The following is a 19429-nucleotide window of genomic DNA, read 5'->3' on the forward strand; positions in this document are numbered from 1 at the left end:
AAAGGAGCGATCCCGTGTCACTACCCCCTGCCCCCGCGCTCGGGTCGACGAACGACCCCGGCCTGAAGTCCGCCATCGGCAAGGCGACGAAGCACCTCATGCCGATGCTCGTCATCCTGTACTTCGTCGCGTTCCTCGACCGCACGAACGTCGGCTTCGCCGAAGAGGCCCTGCGCGTCGACCGCGGTATCTCCGACGCCGCCTTCGCCCTGGGCGCCGGCATCTTCTTCATCGGCTACGCGATCTTCGAGATCCCGTCGAACCTGCTGCTCAAGCGGTTCGGTGCGCGCTTCTGGCTCGCCCGGATCGCCGTCACGTGGGGCATCGTCGCCGCACTGTTCGCCTTCACGACGAACGACACGATGTTCATCATCCTGCGGTTCATCCTGGGTGTGACCGAGGCCGGGTTGTTCCCGGGCGTGATCATGTACCTGTCCGAGTGGTTCCCGAACAAGGTGCGCGTGCGCATGTTCGCGATCTTCTACCTGGCGCAGCCGTTCTCGCAGATGATCGGCGCCCCGTTGTCCGGCGGCCTCATCAGCGTCGGTGACCAGGTCACCCCGTTCCACGGCTGGCAGGTCATGTTCGCCGGCGAGGGCATCCTCGCGGTGCTGGCCGGTGTCGCGGCCCTGGTGTTCCTGACGAACAGTCCACAGCAGGCGAAGTGGCTCGAACCGGGCGAGAAGGCGTCGCTCACCGCGGCCATGGAGCGCGAGGACACCGCTCGCACCGAGGACGGCCCGAAGGGCATCTGGCGCGCGATGGCGAGCGGGCGCGTCTGGTACTTCACGATCATCTACTTCTGCCTGCAGGTCGCCGTGTACGGCACGACGTTCTACCTGCCGCAGCAGGTGTCCTCGCTGCTCGGGCAGGACGTCGGCTGGCAGGTCGGGCTCGTGACCGCGATCCCGTGGCTCGTCGGGCTCGTCGCCTGCTACCTGATCGGGTCGCGGGCGGACTCCGTCGGCCGACGCCGGCGCTGGGGCACCCTGTTCTACGTCACGACCGGCCTGTCGATCCTCGGCTCGGCGTGGGCGGGGGCGAACGGGCAGCCGGTGCTCGGCATCCTGTTCATCACGCTGGCCGTCGCGAGCTTCCTGTCCGTCGGCCCGATCACCTGGGCGTACCCGACGGCGTTCCTGACCGGTGCCGCAGCCGCCGCGGGCATCGGCCTGATCAACTCGCTCGGCAACCTCGGCGGGTTCGTCGCCCCGATCATGCGCACCGCGATCAACGAGGTGGTGCCCACCGACAGCGGTGCGTTCGGCATCGTCTCGCTCGGTGTCCTGGCGTTCGTCGCCGCGGTGATGATCTTCTGCACCAAGTTCTTCCGCGGGGCCAAGGCCGACGAGTTGCTCGACACCTCGCACGTCCGCACCACCGACCCGAAGGGCAGCAAGCGATGACCCGACTGTTCAACGACCCGGCGGACTTCGCCGACGAGGCGACCGACGGCTTCGTCGCCGCGAACGAACGGTGGGTGCGGAAGGTGCACGGCGGCGTCGCCCGCGCCACCACGAGCCCCGACGGCACGGTCGCCGTCGTGATCGGCGGCGGCTCGGGGCACTACCCCGCGTTCGGCGGACTGGTCGGACACGGCTTGGCCGCGGGTGCCGCGATGGGCAACCTGTTCGCCAGCCCCAGCGCCCAGCAGGTCACCGGCGTCGCGAAGGCCGCGGAACACGGGGGTGGGGTGCTGCTCAGCTACGGCAACTACGCCGGAGACGTCCTGAACTTCGACGCCGCTGCCCGCACGCTCGAGGCCGACGGCATCCCGGTCCGGACGGTCCGCGTCACCGACGACGTGACGAGCGCCCCGGCCGACGACCGCGCGAAGCGCCGCGGCATCGCGGGCGACCTCTGCGTCTTCAAGGTCGCCGGCGCCGCCGCCGAGCGCGGGGACGACCTCGACACGGTCACCGCCGTCGCCGAGCGGGCGAACGACCGGACGCGCAGCTTCGGCGTCGCGTTCTCCGGGTGCTCGCTGCCGGGTGCCGAAGAACCCCTGTTCACGGTCCCCGAGGGCCGGATGGCGGTCGGCATGGGCATCCACGGCGAGCGTGGCATCGACGAGACGGACGTGCCCACCGCGGACGGGCTGGCCGAGCTGCTGGTGTGCCGGCTGCTCGACGAACTGCCCGACGGCGTGGCACTCGAGGGCCAGCGGGTGGTCCCGATCCTGAACGGTCTGGGCTCGGTCAAGTACGAGGAGCTCTTCGTCGTCTACCGCTCGGTGCAGCGGCGCCTGGCGGACGCCGGGGTCGTCATCGTGGAGCCCGAGGTCGGCGAACTCGTCACGAGCTTCGACATGGCCGGGGTCTCCCTGACGCTGTTCTGGCTCGACGACGAGCTCGAGGAACTCTGGGCAGCACCCGCGGACACCCCCGCCTACCGCAAGGGCGGTGCCGTCGCCGAACAGCGCGTCGACCCGTCCACCGTGGCGGCGGACGCCGAGGGCGTCGGCATCGGCCAGGCGACCGACGAGTCCCGTGCGGTCGCCGAGCAGGTCGCCGCCGGGTTCGCCGCGGTCCGCGCCGTCCTCGACGAGCACGCCGACGAACTCGGGCGCATCGACGCCGTGGCCGGTGACGGCGACCACGGCATCGGGATGCAGCGCGGATCGCACGCCGCCGACGTCGCGGCCGCCGACGCGGTCAGCCGCGGTGCCGGTGCCGGCACCGTCCTGCTGGTCGCCGCGGACGCCTGGTCCGACAAGGCCGGCGGCACGTCCGGTGCGATCTGGGGTGCCGCCCTGGAGGCACTGGGTCGCGTGGTCGGGGACGACTCGCGTCCGTCGGGTGCCACCGTCGCGCAGGGGGTCCGCGCGGCCACCGAGGCCGTGCTCGCGTTCGGCGCCACCGTCGGTGACAAGACGATGGTGGACGCGCTGGTGCCGTTCGACGAGGTGCTCCGCACCCGGCTCGACGCCGGGGCGGCGCTCGCCGAGGCCTGGGGTGACGCGGCCCGTGCCGCCCGTCAGGCAGCGGACGCCACCGAGTCCCTGGTGCCGAGGATGGGCCGGGCGCGGACGCACGCCGACCAGGCCGTCGGCACCGCGGACCCCGGTGCGCTGTCCTTCGCCCTCGTCGTGGAGACGGTCGCCCCGTGATCACCGTCGGGGTGTCGCTGAAGACGTACTTCTCGCACGCCCGGACGCTGTCGTGGGCGGCCGAGGTCGCCGACATCGCCCGGCGACACCCCGCGGTGCGCTCGGGTGCGGCGTCGCTCTTCGTGGCGCCGACGTTCCCGGCCCTCGTCCCGGTGCGTGAGCTGCTCACCGGCACCGGTGTGCAGCTCGCCGCGCAGGACCTGTCGTGGGCCGACGCGGGCGCGTTCACCGGCGAGGTCTCCGGCGCCGAACTGCGGGAGATCGGTGTCGACCTGGTCGAGATCGGGCACGCCGAACGGCGCTCCCTGTTCCACGAGGACGACGCGACGATCGCGGGGAAGGTGCACGCGGCCTTCCGCAACCACCTGCGTCCGCTGGTCTGCGTCGGGGAGCCGGACCGGGCCTCCGATCCGACGGAAGCGGTGGCGGCGGTGACCGCGCAGCTCGACCGGGCCGTCTCCACCGCCGTCGCCGACGGGCTCGCCGGACCCCTGACCGTCGCCTACGAACCGGTGTGGGCGATCGGCGCCCCGGTACCCGCACCGGACGACCACATCGTGGCGGTGCTCGCCGGGATCGAGCAGCACCTCGCCACGCGGCCCGAGCTGCACGGCAGCACCGTGCTCTACGGGGGCAGCGCCGGGCCCGGTCTGCTCACCCGGGGGCAGGGGCGGATCAGCGGCCTGTTCCTCGGACGCTTCGCCCACGACCCGGCCGCGGTCGAGGCGATCCTCGACGAGGTCGCCGCGGACTAGTCCTCGCGGGTGCCCGCCAGCCCGTGGTCGTGGGCGTAGACGACGAGCTGCACCCGGTCGCGCAGTGACAGCTTGCCGAGGATGCTCGAGATCTGGGTCTTCACCGTCGACTCGGTGACGTACTCCTTCGTGGCGATCTCGGCGTTCGACAGGCCGCGGGACGCCCACCCGAACACGACGCGCTCCCGCTCGGTCAGGGTCGCGAACTCCGGCGGCTGCGGTGCCGGGGCCCGTGCCACGTCGGTGCCGAACAGCTGCGCGAGGTCGTTCGGGGCGATGACCGAGCTGCCCTCGTGCACGGCCCGCACAGCGGCGAACAGGAACGGCGGCGTGGTGTCCTTGAGCAGGAACCCGCTGGCGCCGAGCCGGATCGCGGTCGCCGCCGCCGGGTCGAGCCCGAAGGTGGTGAGCACGACGACGCGCGGCAGCGGCCCCGGGACGGCGCCGGAGTAGAGCTGCCGGACGGTCTCCACGCCGTCCATGCCGGCCATCCGCATGTCGAGCAGCACCACGTCGGGCCGCACCTCGGGGATGAGCGCGAGCGCTTCGGCCCCGTCGGAGGCCTCACCGACCACACGCATGTCGTCCTGGGCATCGAGCACCACCCGGAGCCCCGCGCGGAACAGCGCCTGGTCGTCGGTGAGCAGGATCCTGATCGGTCCGGTCATCGGACGGGTCCCCCTTGGACGTCGAACGGGATGCGGGCGCGTGCCGTGAACACGTCGTCCAGCACGGCGGCGTCGAACGACCCACCGAGGGCGCCGAGGCGCGAGTCCATGCCGTCGATCCCGCGGCCCGAGCCGGCCGTGGTGCCGTCACCGGCGACGTTCTCGACCTCGAGCACCAGGTCGGCGTTCCGCCAGGTCTCCCGCACGACGACCGGGTTGCCGGGGGCGCCGTGGCGCAGGGCGTTCGTGAGCATCTCCTGCAGCACGCGGCGGGCGGCGGTGCCGGTGTCCGGGCGCAGGGCCAGCGGGACCCCGCGCACCGTGCGGTCGACGTCGACCCCGGCGTCGCGGATGCCCTGCACGATCTCCTCGAGCGAGCCCGGGCCGGTCGCCTCGGCGGAGCCGTCGATGTGGCCGAGGACCTGTCGGACCTCGACCAGGGAGCTGCGGGCGGTGCTCGCGATGGTGGCGCTGACCGCTCGGATGCGCGCCTCGTCGTCGAGGAACGGCACCGAGTCGGCCTGCGCGATGATGACCGCGAGCGAGTGGCCGACGACGTCGTGCACGTCCCGGGCGATGTCCGCGCGGATGCGTTCGGACTCAGCGACGTCGATCGCGCGGGTGGCGGTGGCCTCGGCCTCGGTGGCGACGGCCTCGGCACGTGAGGCTGCGGCCTCGGCATCGGCACGGCGCTCCGACTCGCGGTCGCGGGAGCGGAAGGCCCGGACGGCGACACCGCCCGCCCAGACCCCGAGCAGCGCGGTCACCGGGGCGGCCATCGCCAGGAACGCCTGGTCGCGGGGACCGTTGATGAGCACGAGGAACCGGAAGCCGGTCGACGCCAGGTAGACCGTCGCACCCGCTCCGGCGACGACCGCGAGCACACCGGAGACGACGACCTCGGTGCGGGTGCCGACGACCGCGGCGGTCCCGATCACGACGAACATCGCGAGGTCCACCAGCGACGGGCGCTCGCCGCCGCCGACCTGGATCACCCCGAGGACGACGACCATCGCCATCGCGGCCGACGGGGAGATGCGGCGCAGGGCGATCGCCACCGAGGCCGACAGCACCGCGGCGAGGCTCGCGTGCTCGAGCTCGAGGTCGATGGGCAGCAGGAAGACGAACGCCGCCAGGACCGCCCAGGCCACGTCGACGACGATCGACCGGGTGGCGAGCGGCCGGAGGAACCTGCCCCGTTCGGTCACGGCTCGATCATCGCATGCCGCCCACGCCGTGCAGCGCGGACCGACGTCACGCGCCCGCGGTCATGGCGGCGAGGGCGATGACGGTCGTGGTGACGATCGCGGCGCAGAGCAGCAGCGTGGCGATCGTGTGCTTCGTCGAGGACTCCATGTCACCAGACTCGTGGCGCGGAGTCGCCGGGGCATCGGGCGCAGGGGCGAAGCGCTTCGTCCCTGCGGGTGAAGCGAGGGGCGATCACCCGGTACTCGGGGATCAGACGACGACGGATCCCAGCTGCCGGTGCGCGATCGAGACGGACTCGCCGGACACCGCGTTCAGCGGCGACGACAGGAACGCGACGAGGTCGGCGATCTGCTGCGGTGTCGAGTCGCCGGGGCCACCTGGGCGGACCTCGGCGGACGGGGTGTCCGTCACGGTCCCGGGGTTGACGACGTTCACCGTGACCCCGGTGCCCGCCACGTCGTCGGCCAGGTTCTTTGCGATGACGCTCACCGCAGTGTTCCGGAGCGACGCCGTGATGTTGCCGGAGAAGTAGGCGTTCTGCCCGCTCACCACGACCACGCGACCGAATCCGGCCTCGCGCTGGGCGGGGAGCACGGCGTTCGCGACGCGGAGGAACCCGAGCGCCTTGCCGTCGATCGCGTCGAGGACCTGCTCCGGGTCGGACTTCCGGGCCGGGTCGAGGGTGCTCGCGCTCGGGGCAGCGGTCACGACCAGCACGTCGATGCGCCCGTGCCGCTCGAGGACGGCGGCGATGCCAACGTCCACCGACTCCTGCGAGGCGGTGTCGATCGGCACGCTGCCGTCGGAGTCCTCGGCGCTGCGGGAAGCGACGACGACGGTCGCCCCCTCGGTGCGGAGGCGGTCGGCGACGGCGGTACCGATGTACCCCTTGCCTCCGACGACGAGTGCGACACGGTTCTTGAGTTCGAGGTCCACGCGGCCACGCTATGCCGGGACGGTGCGGTCTGCCCGCCCGTCGCGCACCGGAGCCCCCACCCGATGGGGGCAGGAGCTCCGGTGGTCAGATCTTCGTCCAACGAACTTACTCTTGAGGAATCACAAGCAAGCCGTCAGGTGTGCATGCGGTGGGTATCGCAACGGAACGAGGTGGACATGGGCTCACGATCAGCTGGCAATGTCGCGACGATCATCGCCGCAGGGTGTTTGGTACTGCTCCTCGTCGTCGTCTGGCTCCGCGGACAGCAGTCGATCGGAGACGGGTTCGCGATCCCCGTCGTGTCCGTGCTCGTTCTCGGGTTCACCGGCTGCACGGTGTGGGCCGGGGTCGTCGCCTTGCGTCGACGCGGGAGAGGACGCTGACGCCCGTCTGCGCGATCTGGCTTTCCTTGAGGCGGCGCTGAGGCGGTCGCGCCGACCATCGCACACGGACCCGCTCGATCGACGGGCACCCGCTGGAGTGAAGGAGAGCCACGTGTACTTCCACAAGCAGGAACTGCAGTTCACGGCAACGCCCGACAAGCCCGACGCCGTCTACGCCCGCAAGCTGCAGGAGGTGCTCGGTGGCCAGTACGGGGAGATCTCCGTCGCCATGCAGTACCAGTTCCAGGCGTGGAACATGCACATCCCCGGCAAGTACCGCGACATGGTGTTCGGCATCGGCGCCGAGGAGATGGGCCACGTCGAGATGCTCGCGACGATGATCGCGCAGCTGCTCGAGAAGTCCCCGCTCGGCATCACCGAGGACGCGGTGCAGGACGACCCCACGGTCGCCGCGATCGTCGGTGGCACGGACGTCCAGCACGCCATCGTCGCCGGTGCGGGCGCCCGTCCAGTGGACAGCAACGGCAACCCCTGGCAGGGCTCGTACATCACCGCCAGCGGCAACCTGCTCGCCGACTTCACGGCGAACGAGAACGCCGAGATGCAGGGCCGTGTGCAGGCCGCCCGGCTCTACCACATGACCGACGACCACGGCGTGCGGGACCTGCTGTCCTTCCTCATCGCCCGCGACACGATGCACCAGAACATGTGGGCGACCGCCGCCGCTGAGCTGCGCGAGCAGGGCGTCGAGGGCTTCCCCGTGCCGAGCAACTTCCCGCAGTCGAAGGAGAACCAGGAGGTCAGCTACCAGTACCTCAACTTCTCCGACGGTGCCGAGGCGAAGAACGGCCCGTGGGCGAGCGGCCCCTCGTTCGACGGCAAGGGCGAGTACTCGTACCACGACGGCCCCACGACCTCGGTCCCGATGCCCCCGCCCACCCACCCCGACGTCCGGCTGTACGGCACCACCGAGCTGCCGAACGTCGTCGAGAAGACGGCCGGCCTGGTGCAGGACACGCTGCACAAGGAGTAGTCCCGCAACCCACGGAACGACGGGAGGCCCGGCGCACGACGTGCACCGGGCCTCCTGTCCGTCAGGTGGTCACCGCACCGACGGGGCGGACCCGCCCACGGTCATCAGCGCCCCCGTCTCGGGTTCTTCGTCGCGCGGTGCCTCGAAGATGCCCGAGTAGGCGCGGACCGCGCTCCACCCTGCGATCAGCAGGGCCGTGCCGAGCACCGACGCGACCCAGGGCGCCAGGAGCGACTGCTCGAGGAGCCGTGGAGCGGCGAGCCAGGCCAGGAACGTGCCGGTCAGGCTACCGGTGGCCCCGAGGAGCACGGCGGTGCGCCGGTCCAGGCTCGTCAGTGCGAGCGCCGCGGTGACGACGAGGACCGCGACCACCGCGTGCAGCAGGACGGACGTCATCGCTCAGCTCCTCACTCGGCGGCGGTGCCGGAACCGGCGGCACCGGAACCGACCGCGAGCTGCTCGGACCCGCCACCGACGGTGACGGCGATCTTGCGCGGCTTCGCGGACTCCTTGACCGGGATCGTGACGCTGAGCACGCCGTTGTCGTACCCGGCGGTGATGCGCTCGGCGTCGAGGCCGTCGCCGAGCGTCAGCTGCCGGACGTACGTGCCGGGCTGGCGCTCACGGGTGAGCCACTGCGAGCCCTCGGGCGCGCCCAGGGTGCGCTCGGCGCGGATGGTCAGGACGGAACCGTCCACGTCGATGTCGACGGAGCCCGGGTCGATGCCGGGCAGGTCGACGTCGAGGACGTAGTGGTCCCCGGTGCGGTACAGGTCCATCGGCATCGAGCGCGGGCCGGCGGCGGTGCCGAGGAGCGAACCCGCGAGTCGGTCGAGCTCGCGGAACGGATCGAAGTTCATCGTCATCGAAATCAACTCCTTCGTGGTTCTCGTTGAGTCCCCTCGACTCAACTGCCACCGTTTTAGCACTCGACCCTGGCGAGTGCCAAAAGAACGCTCAGAGGACGCCGAGAACCACGCAGCGCGCAAAACGTACACAGCGCGAATGGTTCGTTGAACTGACCGTTCACTGTGTGAAAGAGTTCAGCCGTCCGAACGGGACACACGGCAAGCAAGAAGGGCGGGACAGGACATGCACAGCACGTACTCCGGGATGCCTCGGGTCGCGACGATCGGCAGCAGCCACACGCGCGTCGGCCTCACCGACCCGGCGGTCATCGACGCGTACGTCGCGCGTCGCATCCAGGACCCCTCGCTGCTCGCCGGTCGCTCCGAGCCGTCCTACGCGGACTTCTTCACCACGCCTGCCGTATAGCAAGGAGCGCATGACCCCATGCCGTTGACCGTCGTCCGTCGAGAGCACGTCCACCTCTACACCCGCGAACCCGAGTCGCGGGCCGCGAAGACCGCCGTCGACGCGTTGCTCCGCCTGCAGCACGCCGAGGACCAGCAGATCGAGTCCGCCCGCATCGAGAGCGGCCTGACGAAGAACGAGTTCCTCGCCGTCCGGTACCTGCTGCAGGCGCACCGGGACGGCCGGACGACGGGCCCGAAGGACCTGGCCGTCATGCTCGCCGTCTCGAACGCGTCGGTCACCAAGATCGTCGACGGGCTCGTGCAGAAGGGGCTGCTGTCCCGCGCGGCGCACCCCACGGACCGCCGTGCGCAGGTGCTCGCCCCCACGGACCAGGCCACCGAGAAGATCGACGCCTCGTACGCACGGTTCCACGAGGCCGTCGTCCAGGTGCTCGAGCAGCTGCCCGACGCGGACAACGCCGTCCTCGCCGACTCGCTCACGAAGATCGTCGACGCGCTCGCCGCGGGCTCGCCCGCGCCGGTCGACGAGTACACGGTCGACGACCAGGACTGACGCGAGCGCGCCCGGCTGACGCGACCCGACGGGTGCGGCGCGACCGCGATGCGGACGGGAGGCCCGTGGTGCGCCCGCCACGGGCCTCCCGTCCGACGGTGGCGTAAAAACCTTCCAACGGTAAGTTGGGTGCATGACCCACCCCGCGGACGACGCCGACGCGGCCCAGCCGCGCCGCGGCGGGTACCGCAAGGGCGCCGAGCGGCGCACCCAGATCCTCGACGAGATGATCCGCATGGTCGCGGAACAGGGGGTCGACGCTTCGTCGCTCCGTTCCGTGGCCGAGGCCCTCGGGATCACGCACGCGGCACTCCGCCACTACTTCCCGAGCCGCGACGAACTGCTGCTCGCCGTCTACCGGGAGCACGAGGTCCGCGAGCAGGGCGCACCCGACCGGATGAAGTCGGCGATCGGCGACATGCGCGAGAGCGCGTCGCGCAACCGTGCCGTGCCGGGGCTGGTGCAGCTGTACACGACCCTCGCCGCCGACGCGGTGCAGGAAGGCCACCCGGCCACGCGCGACTTCATGCGCGAACGCTTCGCCCGGCTGCGCGCCGAACTCGCCGTGCTCATCGAGGCGGACCAGGCGAGCGGACGGATCCGCACCGACCTGGACCCGGTCGACCTGGCGAGCCTGAGCATCGCGGCGTCCGACGGGCTGCAGGTGCAGTGGCTGCTCGACCCCGACGCCGTCGACGGTGAACGGGTGCTGCGGCTGCTGGAGCAGCTGGTCCCGCCGGTGCGCTGAGCGGCCAGGGGTACGCCCAGACTGCCGGTGGCACAGCGACCGGCCGGTAGAAGGGCAGCATGACCACTTCCACGCGCACCCCGCTCGGCGTCACGCTCGTCGACGGGGGCGCCAACGTCGCCCTGTTCTCGAGCACCGCCGAGCGCGTCGAGTTCTGCACCTTCGACGACGACGGCACCGAGCACCGCACCGAGCTCCGCAACCGCACCGGCTACACCTTCCACGACGTCGTCCCCGGGGTGAGGGTCGGCACCCGCTACGGCTTCCGCGTGCACGGCGCGTGGGACCCGGCGAACGGCCTCCGCCACAACGGCGCGAAGCTCCTGCTCGACCCCTACGCCACCGCGATCGACGGCGAGTACGAGTGGGGCCAGGCGCTGTTCGGCCACGACATGAACGAGCCCGAGCAGATCGACGAGACCGACTCGGCCAGCGCGATGCCCAAGTCCGTCGTCGCCGACCGGTCCTTCGACTGGGACGGCGACAGCCTGCTGCGGACCCCGCTCGCCGACACCGTCGTGTACGAGGTGCACGTCAAGGGCTTCACGAAGCAGCACCCGGACGTCCCCGAGGAGATCCGCGGCACCTACGCCGGCATGGCCCACCCGGCGGCGATCAAGCACCTGACCGACCTCGGCGTCACCGCGGTCGAGCTGCTGCCGACGCACCAGTTCGTGCAGGACTCGACGTTGCTCGACAAGGGGCTCCGCAACTACTGGGGCTACAACAGCATCGGCTTCTTCGCGCCGCACGACGAGTACTCGTCCTCGGGCACCGCCGGACAGCAGGTCGCCGAGTTCAAGTCGATGGTCAAGGCCCTGCACGCCGCGGGGCTCGAGGTCATCATGGACGTCGTCTACAACCACACCGCCGAGGGCAACCACATGGGCCCGACGCTGTCGTTCAAGGGGATCGACAACCAGTCGTACTACCGGCTGGTCGAGGGTGACGAGGCGAACTACTTCGACACCACCGGCACCGGCAACAGCCTGAACGTCGGACACCCGGCAGCGCTCGGCCTGATCATGGACTCGCTCCGCTACTGGGTCGAGGAGATGCACGTCGACGGCTTCCGGTTCGACCTGGCCACGACCCTGACCCGCCAGGACGGCGAGGCCGAGAAGCACTCCGCGTTCCTCGACATCATCCACCAGGACCCCGTGCTGCGCGAGGTCAAGATGATCGCCGAGCCGTGGGACACCGCCGGCTACCAGGTGGGCGGGTTCCCGGCCGACTGGTCCGAGTGGAACGGCAAGTACCGCGACGACCTGCGCTCCTTCTGGCGTGGTGACGAGGGTGCGCTGGGCGACGCCGTCCAGCGGGTCCTGGGCAGCCCGGACGTCTACGAGGGGTCGCGCCGATCACCGCTCTGCTCGGTCGACTTCGTCACTGCCCACGACGGTTTCACCCTGGCCGACCTGACGATGTACGCCGACAAGCACAACGAGGCCAACGGCGAGGACAACAACGACGGTGAGAGCGACAACACCTCGTTCAACGGCGGCATCGAGGGCCCGACCGACGACGGCGCGGTGAACGACTACCGCGACCGGCAGCGCCGCAACTTCCTCGGCACCCTGCTGCTCTCCGCCGGCGTCCCGATGATCCTGGGTGGCGACGAGCTCGCCCGGTCGCAGGGCGGCAACAACAACGCGTACTGCCAGGACGACGAGATCTCGTGGTTCGACTGGGCCGCCGCCGACAACGACCTGCTCGCCTTCACCACGGCGGCGATCGCGTTCCGTCGACAGCACCGGGCACTGCGTCCGGAGTGGTTCCGTACCGCGCCCGGTGACTCGGAGTCGACGGTGAGCGTGCGCCGCGCCGACGCCGCCGGGTTCGAGGACGGCGACTGGGCGGACGGCGGCAACCGGGCCGTGACGCTCGTGCTGCACCAGGGGGACGACACGGTGGCCGTGCTGCTGAACGCGTCGGGCACCACGGTGGAGTTCACGCTGCCGGAGCGTCCGGGCGGCGGCAACTGGTCGCTCGGGCTGTCGAGCGACCCCGACCAGGCCGTGGTGGGCGACGCGGCGACGCTGCTCGTGCGCGACGCGTCCTTCACCGCGCTGGTCTGAGGCGGGGCTCGCGCGGGCGGGGCGCTCGCGAGGCTTCGCTTGGTGAACAGAAATGGTCGGGTTCCCGGTGGGGACCCGACCATTCCTGCTCGCGAAGTGGTGCTCGTGGTGCGCGCGGCGCTCCTAGGCGTTCGCGCTCGCGGTCAGCACGGCCGCCGCGGGGTCGAAGTCCTCGGGCAGCGGCGGGATCGCGTCCACGGTCGACGTGATGTCGACGGCGGAACCCGACTCGGCCGCGTCACGGATGCCGAGCAGGACGTCGAGCACGTGCAGCGCGACGGCGCCGGAGGCACGCTCGGGGCGGTCCTCGGCGATGGCGCGGGCGAGCTCGACGACCCCGGTGCCACGGCCCCAGGTGGAGCCGACCGCCTCGAGCGTCTCGGGCTCGTCCTGCCCGTAGCGCCAGAGCTGCGACGAGCCCTCGAACGTGTTCGGGTCGGGCAGCGAGATCGTGCCGAGCGTGCCGTTGATCTCGACGAAGCCCATGCGGGGCAGGGCGTGCTGGAACGAGAACGTCGACTGTGCGGACTGCCCGCCGGCGAACTCGATCAGGGCCGCGTGGTGCGTCGGGACCTCGACCGGGAACGTCTCGCCGGCGCGGGGGCCGGACGCGATCGTGCGACGGTCGAGCGACTTCGACGAGACGGCCTGCACGCGCGAGGCGGTGCCGAACGCGTGCACCAGGGTCGTCACGTAGTACGGGCCCATGTCGAACAGGGGACCGGCACCGGTGGCGAACAGGAAGTCCGGGTTCGGGTGCCACGCCTCGGGTCCGGGGACGTGGAACAGCGTGGTCGCGGAGAGCGGCTCACCGATGTCACCGCGGGCGATGGCACGGAGCGCCGTCTGGATGCCCGCGCCGAGCACGGTGTCCGGAGCGGTCGCGACGCGCAGGCCCTTGGCCTTCGCCGACTCGAGCACCGCCGCGGCCGACGCGTGGTCGGTCGCGATCGGCTTCTCGCTCCAGACGTGCTTGCCGGCGTCGATGATCTGCTGGTCGACCTCGGCGTGTGCGGCCGGGATCGTCAGGTTGATCACGATCGAGATGTCGTCGCGGGCGAGGAGCTCCTCGACCGTGCCGGACGCGGCGACGCCGTACTCCGCCGCCTGGGCAGCAGCGCGGTCGAGCAGCACGTCGGCGACGAAGCGGACCTCGACGTCGGCGAACTTCGTCAGGTTCTCGAGGTACTGGGTGGAGATGTTGCCGGCACCGATGATGCCGATCCCGACGCGGCTCACTTGTCGTTGTCCTTGAGCCAGGTGAGGGACTCGGTGATGCCCTCGAAGACGTCGCCCTTGTACGCGTCGAACTCGACCACGCGGATGGCCTCGGGTGCGGCGGCGAGGATGGCGGCCACGTCGACGTCGCCCTGGCCGGCGGGGGTCTGGTTCTCGAAGGCGCGCTGCAGTGCCTCGGGCACGATCAGGGCGCTCTCGGACGAGGGCAGCGCGGTGCGGATGTCACCGTCGACCTTGCCGTCCTTGACGTGGATCGCGACGACGCGGTCGCCCAGGCCCGTGAGCACGGTGGGGGCGTCGGCGCCACCGACGGTCGCCCAGAAGGTGTCGACCTCGAGGACGGTCTCCGGCGACAGCTGCGACACGAACAGGTCGTAGACGGTGCGGCCGTCGACCTTGTTCGTGAACTCCCACTGGTGGTTGTGGTACCCGAACTGCAGGCCACGGCCGGCGGCCTCGGCGGTCAGCTCGTTGACGCGCTCGGCGATCTTCGCGACGTCGTCGGCGGTCTGCCAGCGGTCGGTCGGGATGAAGGGGTCGATGACGGTGTGGATGCCGAGGCGCTCGGCGGCGTCCCAGATCGGCGCGGTGTCCTCGGCGTCGATCACGGCGACGTGGCCGGACGGAGCCTTGAGGCCGGTGGCCGCGAACGCACGCTCGAGGTCGGTGGCGCGCTCGACGAACGCGTAGGGCTCGACGTTCTCGTACCCGATCTCGGCGACACGGGCGATGGCCTTGTCGAGGTCTTCGGCGATGGCGTCGCGCAGCGAGTACAGCTGCACAGAAGTGGTGGGCATTGCAGAGGCTCCTTCGATCCTGTCTGGGTGTCGCGGCCCGTCGAGGAGCGATGCTCCGCGGCGAGATCGATGACGACGCTACCCCAAAAACCACCCGGTGTGTAGTTTTTGCTGCCCCGTGTGACGCGGCCCGGACGGCCCGCGCGTCACGGCCCGTGACGGGCCCGGTGTTGCAGACGACACCTGTCGATGTATGCTCGCGTCGGAAAAACCTTGTCAGGCAAGGTTTTCATCGACTCAAGGAGGCGTCATGAGCACACCCGAACCCGGCAGCCCGGCACTGCTCAACCCGGAAGAGGGCATCACCCAGCCCGTCAGCACGGTGAAGGTGGGCATCGGCTACCAGATCGCCCTGTTCCTCGGGCAGTTCGGCCTCTTCGTCGCGCTCATGGCCCCCGTCTACGTGAGCATGCAGCTCAAGGCGCAGGCCCTGGTCGGCGACGACGCCGCGAACGTCATCGGGTCGGTGCTGCCGATCGGCGCGTTCGGTGCGCTCATCATGAACCCCCTGGCGGGCGCCCTGTCCGACCGCACCCGCACGCGCTGGGGCCGTCGTCGCCCCTGGCTGCTCAGCGGTGTCGTCGTCTTCGCGATCGCCCTCGCCTGGATCGCCTACTCGCCGGACGTCCTCAACCTGACGCTGGCCTGGCTGCTCGCCCAGCTCGCCGCGAACGCCACCCTCGCCACCCTGCTCGCGAGCTTCGCCGACAACGTGCCGCAGCTGCAGCGTGGTCGGTCCTCGAGCATCATCGCGCTGGCGCAGAACATCGCCGTGCTCGCCGGCACGTACCTGTCGGTCTTCTTCGTGGCGAACCTGCCCGTGCTGTTCATCGCGCCCGGCATCCTCGCGATCATCCTGGTCGCCGTGTACGCCGTCGTCGCACGGGACGACCTGCCGACCTACACGCTCAAGAAGTTCACGTTCCTGAACCTCGTCTCGTCGTTCTGGACGAACCCGGTCAAGAACCCGGACTTCGCGTTCGCCTGGTGGTCGCGCTTCCTCATCATCCTGGCGACGTTCATGTTCACGACGTACCGCCTGCTCTACATGCAGGAGCACATCGGCATCGAGAAGCCGAAGGACGCCACGGCCGCAGTCGCCTTCGGTGTCCTGCTCTACACGATCGCGCTGCTGATCAGCGCGGCGCTGTCCGGCTGGGCCTCGGACAAGCTCGGTCGGCGCAAGGTGTTCGTCGGTGGATCGACGGCCATGTTCGCGGTGGGGCTCGTCGCGCTCGCACACGCCGACACGGTCACCGGCTTCTACGTCGCCGAGATCATCATGGGCTTCGCCTACGGCATCTACTCGGCCATCGACACGGCGCTCGTCGTCGACGTGCTACCGAACGCCGACCGGCCCGGCAAGGACCTCGGTGTCATCAACATCGCGAACGCGTTGCCGCAGTCGCTCGCTCCGGCGATCGCCCTGTTCTTCCTGAAGGTCGGGTCCGACGGAGCAGCCGACAACTACGAGCTCATGTGCTGGGCCGCCGGTGCGATCGCCCTCATCGGCGCACTCGTCGTGATCCCCATCAAGCGGGTGCGGTAGCGCCCGTCGCAACGCGACCAGAAGACGGACTGGAGGCCCGTGGCGACGCCGCCACGGGCCTCCCGTCCGTCTGCCTGGTTGCGTCAGCGGCCCCCGATAGCGTGATCCCCATGCTCGCCGCCGCCCCAGCCCCGTTCGACACCCCCGCCGGCCGCATCATCGGGACGGTCGACGGGGACGTGGTGCGGGTGCTCGGGATCCCGTACGCGCAGGCCGAACGGTTCGCCCCGCCGCAGCCGATGCCACCGTTCGAGGGCGAGCTGCACGCGTCCACCCCGTCGCCGGTCGCGCCGCAGCCGCACGAGGAGTTCGTCGACCTGCTGCTCAACCCGATCCAGGGCATCGAGGTCGACGAGCACTGCCAGCGACTCTCCATCACGCTGCCCGCCGACGTCCGTCCGGGCGAGCAGCTGCCCGTGATGGTCTGGATCCACGGCGGCTCGTACGTCATCGGGGGCGGCGACCTGCCGATCTACGACGCCCGCGACCTCGTGACCGAGCAGCGCGTGATCGTGGTGTCGGTCACGTTCCGGCTCGGCGTGCTCGGGTTCCTCGGTGACGGCGAGACGATCCCGGCGAACCTCGGGCTGCTCGACCTGGTCGAGTCGCTGCGCTGGGTGCGCGCGAACATCGCGGCGTTCGGCGGCGACCCCGACCAGGTCACCGTCTTCGGGCAGTCGGCGGGCGGGGATGCGGCCGCGCACCTGATGATCAGCGCCGGCGCCGAAGGGCTGTTCCGCCGCGCGATCATCCAGAGCGCACCGCTCGGGCTGTCCCGTCGTCGTGCGCGGATGAACCGGGCCATGGTCCGGGCGGTGGGCAGCGTGCACGCCGACACCCCGCTCGACGACCTGCTCGACCGCCAGGCGCTCGGCACCCGGGCCGCCGCACCCTACGGTCTGGCCGCCGGCATGCCCTTCGGCACCCAGTACGGGTTCGCCCCGCTGCCCGCCGAGCGCGACCTGGACGCCGCGTGGAGCCGCGTCGCACCCGACGTCGACGTGCTGATCGGGTCCGGCTCGGACGAGGCCGGCATGTACGTGCCGCTCGTGCCCGGGCTGCGCCGGGTGACCCGCTCGCGCGTGCTGCGGTCGGCCCTGCGGTGGTGGGTCGTGCGCCCGCTGTCCGACGTCATCTACGGGCGCGATGCCCGACGGTTCACCGAGCGGCACCGACGTGCGGGTGGCCGCGCGACCTCGTACCGACTGCACCGCGGGGTGACGAGCGCCCCGACCGGAGCCGTGCACATGAGCGACCTGCCGCTGCTGCTCGGCGGGCGCGAGGCCTGGGCCGGCACCCGCTTCGTCCCCGAGCGCGACTGGCCCGAGGTCGAGCGCCGCGGCCGGGCCTTCCGGGCGATCTGGGCCGACTTCGCCCGCACCGGCGAGGTCCGTGCGCCCGACGACGAGACCCTGACCTTCGACCGCGGCTGACCCGCGGGCACGGCCCGTGGCGGCGGCGACTCGCGCACCCCGTGCGGGGTGGTCGCGACACACCGCACGGGGTGCGTCGCGTGGTCACGTTCCGTCGTCTGCGGGCGGCGGGGCCGACGGTCTGTGACCGCCCGGCGTGCGGACCGCGGGGGGTCGTGACCGGTCGGCGGGCTGGTGGAGCGTCCGCCGGACCCCGGACCCCGGACCCCGGACCCCGGTCCACGGCCTGGAGGCCCGGCGCGGCTGGCAGACGTCGGTGCACCCACCTGGCATGGTCGGCCCATGGAGTACACGGACTACGACACCCGGCTCGCCGCCTACGGCGTGATCACGGACGGTGACCGCGTGCTCCTGGCGAAGCTGCGCCAGCCCGACGCGGGCACGTGGACGCTGCCGGGCGGCGGGGTCGAGTTCGACGAGACCGTCGAGCAGGCCGTCGTGCGCGAGATCCGCGAGGAGACCGGGTACGAGGCCCAGGCCGGTGCCCTGCTCGGGGTCCGGCACCACATCGTCCCCGCAGAGCGCCGCATCCACGCCAACGGCCGTCCGATGAAGGCCGTGCAGGTGGTGTTCCGGGCGACGATCACCGGGGGAGCCCTGCGTCACGAGCTCGACGGCTCGACCGACGAGTCGCGGTGGATCCCCGTCGCCGAGCTCCCGCACCACCGCCACGGCCTGCTCGTGCCGATCGCCCTCGGCTGGGCGGGTGCCCTGTCCCGCTGACGGCTGGCGTCATCCCACGCGCAGCACCGCGAACTGCGGTGGGACCGCGGTGGGTTCAGGGGGCTGGACACCCCACCCGAGGTTGCGGAGCGACTGCGCGGTCTCTGCCGGGAACTGCCGAGCGGTTGCCTCGGCTTCTGCGCGGCGCCAACGACTGCGGAACCCCTGCACCGCGTCCCGCCACGTCGGCAGAGCGTCCACGCCGCACTCGACGATGACGAACTCGACCACGTCGGCGAGGCTCGGCCGGAAGTGCGGGCCGCCGAGCGGGAAGTGCAACGAGGACAACCGTGCCGCATCCCGTCGGCCCGAGCCATGATCGCGCGCTCGGGCGAGCAGAGAACTGAACGCTCCGCGCTCGGCGTGCAAGTGCCAGTGCGACCGGGGCGTGGCCGTCAACGCCTCCTGGAACTCGAAGCGGACGAGTGGTTGCCGTTCGTCCGCGAGCAGAACGGCGTACCTGCTCTCGCTGACCACGAGAGCATCGAGGTGATCGACCCATCGGAACCGCATCCACGGGGCCAGGTCCGCGGTGTGCACATCGCCCACGGTCAAACGGACCGGGGTACCCCTTCCGGTCGCGGCGACTGACTGCATGATGAAGGTTCCGCTGCGCTCGTCGAGGGCGTAGTCGATCGACGCACCGTGCTCGGGCAGGGCTCCGTCCAGGAGCGCTTGCGCGATCGTCGCCTGGTGCCGCGCCGCCGACGCGGCCTGCTCGTTCATCGCTCACCCAGCAGGGCGGAGATGCTGTCGAGCCAGTTCTGCGTCAGGTACTCGTCGGTGAACAGGTCGCGCCACTGCTCGGTCGCCGCGAACTCCCGCTCGTCCAGGTTCCACTCTGCGCGGACTCGTTCGCGCTCGGCGAGGAGTTCCTCGCGGGTCCACTGCCGTCCCAGCACCTTCGTCCTACCGTCCTCTCGTTGGTGAGAGGACGGTAGGACGATCAGCAGCGCCGACGCGAGCTTTCGGAATGG

Annotated in this window: 21 protein-coding genes; 12 read left to right on the forward strand and 9 right to left on the reverse strand. The window is 71.0% G+C overall.

What is annotated here, in order from left to right:
* The first annotated feature begins 14 nt into the window (after nucleotides 1-14).
* Genes MXD64_RS00195 through MXD64_RS00205 form a run of 3 tightly spaced genes read left to right on the forward strand, consistent with a single transcriptional unit; the run spans nucleotide 15 to nucleotide 3864 of the window.
* The gene (locus MXD64_RS00195) at nucleotides 15-1406 is read left to right on the forward strand and encodes an MFS transporter (RefSeq protein ID WP_017887782.1); all 1392 of its coding nucleotides are present in this window, start codon (nucleotides 15-17) and stop codon (nucleotides 1404-1406) included.
* Nucleotides 1403-3109 carry a dihydroxyacetone kinase family protein gene (locus MXD64_RS00200; RefSeq protein WP_056072624.1) on the forward strand — a complete coding sequence of 569 codons (1707 nt, stop codon included), beginning with the start codon at nucleotides 1403-1405 and terminating at the stop codon, nucleotides 3107-3109. Before MXD64_RS00195 ends, MXD64_RS00200 begins: the two co-directional genes overlap by 4 nt.
* Nucleotides 3106-3864, forward strand: a complete 759-nt coding sequence (locus tag MXD64_RS00205; RefSeq protein ID WP_159556190.1) for a triose-phosphate isomerase family protein — start codon at nucleotides 3106-3108, stop codon at nucleotides 3862-3864. The genes MXD64_RS00200 and MXD64_RS00205 overlap by 4 nt, the downstream gene beginning before the upstream one ends.
* Here MXD64_RS00205 and MXD64_RS00210 read toward each other — a convergent pair.
* The 3 genes from MXD64_RS00210 to MXD64_RS00220 all read right to left on the reverse strand — a co-directional run bounded on the left by MXD64_RS00210 (nucleotide 3861) and on the right by MXD64_RS00220 (nucleotide 6677).
* Nucleotides 3861-4532, reverse strand: coding sequence for a response regulator (locus MXD64_RS00210; protein ID WP_017887779.1), 672 nt, complete (start codon nucleotides 4530-4532; stop codon nucleotides 3861-3863). The genes MXD64_RS00205 and MXD64_RS00210 overlap by 4 nt on opposite strands.
* On the reverse strand, nucleotides 4529-5740 hold the full coding sequence (locus MXD64_RS00215; RefSeq protein WP_017887778.1) for a sensor histidine kinase: 1212 nt from the start codon (nucleotides 5738-5740) through the stop codon (nucleotides 4529-4531). The genes MXD64_RS00210 and MXD64_RS00215 overlap by 4 nt, the downstream gene beginning before the upstream one ends.
* Nucleotides 5741-5990: 250 nt before the next feature.
* Complete coding sequence (locus MXD64_RS00220; protein ID WP_017887776.1) at nucleotides 5991-6677, reverse strand: SDR family NAD(P)-dependent oxidoreductase; 687 nt, start codon at nucleotides 6675-6677, stop codon at nucleotides 5991-5993.
* 177 nt (nucleotides 6678-6854) lie between these two features.
* Here MXD64_RS00220 and MXD64_RS00225 point away from each other — a divergent pair, with 177 nt between their 5' ends.
* Together MXD64_RS00225 and MXD64_RS00230 are read left to right on the forward strand one after the other, a co-directional pair.
* On the forward strand, nucleotides 6855-7061 hold the full coding sequence (locus tag MXD64_RS00225; RefSeq protein ID WP_139179578.1) for a hypothetical protein: 207 nt from the start codon (nucleotides 6855-6857) through the stop codon (nucleotides 7059-7061).
* A 112-nt stretch (nucleotides 7062-7173) separates the two neighbouring features.
* A complete protein-coding gene (locus MXD64_RS00230) occupies nucleotides 7174-8055 on the forward strand; it encodes a manganese catalase family protein (protein WP_031260104.1) in 882 nt (293 codons plus the stop codon).
* A 69-nt stretch (nucleotides 8056-8124) separates the two neighbouring features.
* Here MXD64_RS00230 and MXD64_RS00235 read toward each other — a convergent pair whose 3' ends face one another.
* Together MXD64_RS00235 and MXD64_RS00240 are read right to left on the reverse strand one after the other, a co-directional pair.
* Entirely contained in the window at nucleotides 8125-8451 is a 327-nt protein-coding gene (locus tag MXD64_RS00235; RefSeq protein WP_017887773.1) for a hypothetical protein, read from the reverse strand.
* An 11-nt stretch (nucleotides 8452-8462) separates the two neighbouring features.
* Nucleotides 8463-8921, reverse strand: a complete 459-nt coding sequence (locus tag MXD64_RS00240; protein WP_017887772.1) for an Hsp20/alpha crystallin family protein — start codon at nucleotides 8919-8921, stop codon at nucleotides 8463-8465.
* A 226-nt stretch (nucleotides 8922-9147) separates the two neighbouring features.
* Between MXD64_RS00240 and MXD64_RS00245 the strand changes: the two genes are divergently transcribed.
* From MXD64_RS00245 to glgX, 4 genes are all read left to right on the forward strand, one after another.
* Nucleotides 9148-9330, forward strand: a complete 183-nt coding sequence (locus tag MXD64_RS00245) for a hypothetical protein (protein WP_017887771.1) — start codon at nucleotides 9148-9150, stop codon at nucleotides 9328-9330.
* Nucleotides 9331-9348: 18 nt separating this feature from the next.
* Nucleotides 9349-9885, forward strand: a complete 537-nt coding sequence (locus tag MXD64_RS00250; RefSeq protein ID WP_017887770.1) for a MarR family winged helix-turn-helix transcriptional regulator — start codon at nucleotides 9349-9351, stop codon at nucleotides 9883-9885.
* 133 nt (nucleotides 9886-10018) lie between these two features.
* Nucleotides 10019-10633 (forward strand): TetR/AcrR family transcriptional regulator, encoded by a 615-nt coding sequence (locus MXD64_RS00255; RefSeq protein ID WP_017887769.1) that lies wholly within the window; start codon nucleotides 10019-10021, stop codon nucleotides 10631-10633.
* A 59-nt stretch (nucleotides 10634-10692) separates the two neighbouring features.
* On the forward strand, nucleotides 10693-12711 hold the full coding sequence (gene glgX / locus MXD64_RS00260) for a glycogen debranching protein GlgX (RefSeq protein ID WP_263136914.1): 2019 nt from the start codon (nucleotides 10693-10695) through the stop codon (nucleotides 12709-12711).
* A gap of 123 nt (nucleotides 12712-12834) precedes the next feature.
* Here glgX and MXD64_RS00265 read toward each other — a convergent pair whose 3' ends face one another.
* Complete coding sequence (locus MXD64_RS00265) at nucleotides 12835-13950, reverse strand: Gfo/Idh/MocA family protein (RefSeq protein WP_140448646.1); 1116 nt, start codon at nucleotides 13948-13950, stop codon at nucleotides 12835-12837.
* Entirely contained in the window at nucleotides 13947-14747 is an 801-nt protein-coding gene (locus tag MXD64_RS00270; RefSeq protein WP_031260100.1) for a sugar phosphate isomerase/epimerase family protein, read from the reverse strand. The genes MXD64_RS00265 and MXD64_RS00270 overlap by 4 nt, the downstream gene beginning before the upstream one ends.
* A gap of 250 nt (nucleotides 14748-14997) precedes the next feature.
* On the opposite strand from MXD64_RS00270, the gene MXD64_RS00275 reads away from it, so the two are divergent.
* The 3 genes from MXD64_RS00275 (at nucleotide 14998) to MXD64_RS00285 (ending at nucleotide 18452) form a co-directional block, all read left to right on the forward strand.
* Nucleotides 14998-16296, forward strand: a complete 1299-nt coding sequence (locus MXD64_RS00275) for an MFS transporter (protein ID WP_263136915.1) — start codon at nucleotides 14998-15000, stop codon at nucleotides 16294-16296.
* 110 nt (nucleotides 16297-16406) lie between these two features.
* Nucleotides 16407-17729, forward strand: a complete 1323-nt coding sequence (locus MXD64_RS00280; protein ID WP_263136916.1) for a carboxylesterase family protein — start codon at nucleotides 16407-16409, stop codon at nucleotides 17727-17729.
* A 282-nt stretch (nucleotides 17730-18011) separates the two neighbouring features.
* The gene (locus MXD64_RS00285) at nucleotides 18012-18452 is read left to right on the forward strand and encodes an NUDIX hydrolase (RefSeq protein WP_056072589.1); all 441 of its coding nucleotides are present in this window, start codon (nucleotides 18012-18014) and stop codon (nucleotides 18450-18452) included.
* Nucleotides 18453-18461: 9 nt separating this feature from the next.
* On the opposite strand, the gene MXD64_RS00290 is transcribed toward MXD64_RS00285, so the two are convergent.
* Both MXD64_RS00290 and MXD64_RS00295 read right to left on the reverse strand, forming a co-directional pair.
* Nucleotides 18462-19178 carry a hypothetical protein gene (locus MXD64_RS00290; protein WP_259576516.1) on the reverse strand — a complete coding sequence of 239 codons (717 nt, stop codon included), beginning with the start codon at nucleotides 19176-19178 and terminating at the stop codon, nucleotides 18462-18464.
* Nucleotides 19175-19354 carry a hypothetical protein gene (locus MXD64_RS00295; RefSeq protein ID WP_159556073.1) on the reverse strand — a complete coding sequence of 60 codons (180 nt, stop codon included), beginning with the start codon at nucleotides 19352-19354 and terminating at the stop codon, nucleotides 19175-19177. The genes MXD64_RS00290 and MXD64_RS00295 overlap by 4 nt, the downstream gene beginning before the upstream one ends.
* Nucleotides 19355-19429 lie beyond the last annotated feature (75 nt).

The organism is Curtobacterium sp. Arg-1, assembly GCF_025643395.1.
In the GTDB taxonomy this organism is placed as follows: domain Bacteria; phylum Actinomycetota; class Actinomycetes; order Actinomycetales; family Microbacteriaceae; genus Curtobacterium; species Curtobacterium poinsettiae.

Excerpts from the sequence above, each read along its gene's own strand:
- glgX (WP_263136914.1), top strand. The coding sequence starts at position 10,693 with ATGACCACTTCCACGCGCACCCCGCTCGGCGTCACGCTCGTCGACGGG.
- MXD64_RS00245 (WP_017887771.1), top strand. The coding sequence starts at position 9,148 with ATGCACAGCACGTACTCCGGGATGCCTCGGGTCGCGACGATCGGCAGC.
- MXD64_RS00250 (WP_017887770.1), top strand. The coding sequence starts at position 9,349 with ATGCCGTTGACCGTCGTCCGTCGAGAGCACGTCCACCTCTACACCCGC.
- MXD64_RS00240 (WP_017887772.1), bottom strand. The coding sequence starts at position 8,921 with ATGACGATGAACTTCGATCCGTTCCGCGAGCTCGACCGACTCGCGGGT.
- MXD64_RS00275 (WP_263136915.1), top strand. The coding sequence starts at position 14,998 with ATGAGCACACCCGAACCCGGCAGCCCGGCACTGCTCAACCCGGAAGAG.
- MXD64_RS00255 (WP_017887769.1), top strand. The coding sequence starts at position 10,019 with ATGACCCACCCCGCGGACGACGCCGACGCGGCCCAGCCGCGCCGCGGC.
- MXD64_RS00280 (WP_263136916.1), top strand. The coding sequence starts at position 16,407 with ATGCTCGCCGCCGCCCCAGCCCCGTTCGACACCCCCGCCGGCCGCATC.
- MXD64_RS00270 (WP_031260100.1), bottom strand. The coding sequence starts at position 14,747 with ATGCCCACCACTTCTGTGCAGCTGTACTCGCTGCGCGACGCCATCGCC.
- MXD64_RS00235 (WP_017887773.1), bottom strand. The coding sequence starts at position 8,451 with ATGACGTCCGTCCTGCTGCACGCGGTGGTCGCGGTCCTCGTCGTCACC.
- MXD64_RS00225 (WP_139179578.1), top strand. The coding sequence starts at position 6,855 with ATGGGCTCACGATCAGCTGGCAATGTCGCGACGATCATCGCCGCAGGG.
- MXD64_RS00210 (WP_017887779.1), bottom strand. The coding sequence starts at position 4,532 with ATGACCGGACCGATCAGGATCCTGCTCACCGACGACCAGGCGCTGTTC.
- MXD64_RS00200 (WP_056072624.1), top strand. The coding sequence starts at position 1,403 with ATGACCCGACTGTTCAACGACCCGGCGGACTTCGCCGACGAGGCGACC.
- MXD64_RS00290 (WP_259576516.1), bottom strand. The coding sequence starts at position 19,178 with ATGAACGAGCAGGCCGCGTCGGCGGCGCGGCACCAGGCGACGATCGCG.
- MXD64_RS00285 (WP_056072589.1), top strand. The coding sequence starts at position 18,012 with ATGGAGTACACGGACTACGACACCCGGCTCGCCGCCTACGGCGTGATC.